1 protein-coding gene and 1 pseudogene are annotated in these 1,167 nt (G+C 44.1%); both read left to right on the forward strand.

The genetic code is table 11. The features are described 5' to 3' along the window. The coding region (locus ACWHAR_RS22370; RefSeq protein ID WP_452087868.1) for an extracellular solute-binding protein at positions 1-672 on the forward strand (672 nt) is incomplete at its 5' end. A 57-nt stretch (positions 673-729) separates the two neighbouring features. Further along, positions 730-1,167 (forward strand): annotated as a pseudogene (locus ACWHAR_RS22375) (carbohydrate ABC transporter permease); the annotation flags it as partial.

Here is a 1,167-nt window from a genome sequence, read left to right on the forward strand (position 1 = left end):
CACTATATCGGCACGCTTAATCAGCGGATGGTCGATGAAAAAACACGGGAAAAGGACTATAACGCCAAAACGGGTGAATTTACTGATGAAGGCTACGTAAAAGCACTTGAAAAGCTTCAAGAGCTGATGCCTTACTTTAATAAACATGTAAACTCCGTCGACCACGAATATGTGAGACAGCAATTTAAGAGCGGAAAGTCGGCGATGATATATGCGGAAACAGCGGAACTCAAGCTGGTTGAACCGGTTAATCTCGGGATGTTCCCATTTCCTAAAATCAGCGGGCAGAAAGGATCTTCAGAAGCGTTAACGGGAGCGCCGGAAGGATTCATGATTTCCTCAAGAACAAAACATCCGAAGGAAGCGATGGAATTTTTGCAGTTCTTGACGTCGAAAAAAATGGGCGAAAAGCTCGTGAAAGATGTCGGGAAATACAGTGCAGTGCAAGGTACGGCTACTGAAGAAAATGCAACAGCCATTCAGCGTGAAGCCGTTCAGCATATTGTTGATGCCAAATCAATGGTTCCATGGTTTGATATGGATGTCGATGTTGAAGTCGCAGATGCGTACCTAACAGGCGTCCAGCAAATGCTTGGCGGCGACATGACACCGCAGCAGGTGATGAAAGCCGTTCAAAAGGCAGCAAAGCAGGTGAGGGCGTCAGCTGAATAAATCAAAGAAAAGGTGAAGCTTCGCACCTTTTCTTTTTATAAAGGAGATGAGATACCCTTGGTCAATCAGAATAAAATAATCCCCTATTTGTTTTTGGTGCCCGCTCTCGTTTTTTTACTTTTCGTTTATATCCCGATTTTTGAGAATGTATTCCTCAGCCTGTTTCAGTGGAGCTCATTTTCTCCGGAAAAAGTTTATCGGCTTAAAAAACTATGTTGAATTATTTCATGATCCTGTCTTCTATCAGGCACTTACCAATAATGTGCTTTATGCAGTGATCTCAATTGTATGCCAGGTATTTGGCGGTTTGATTTTGGCGGCGGTGCTTGAGGATAAGCTGGTCAGAAAATGGTCGCCGTTTTTTCGTACCGTTTTCTTTTTGCCGGTTGTCATCTCAATGACGGTGATCGCGCTTTTGTTTGATTTTATTTACAATCCGGAGACAGGGAATTTGCGGACCATTCCAGCCGGGCTGATGCAGTTCAGAGACGCGCT

Source organism: Bacillus sp. LR--39, from assembly GCF_053613335.1.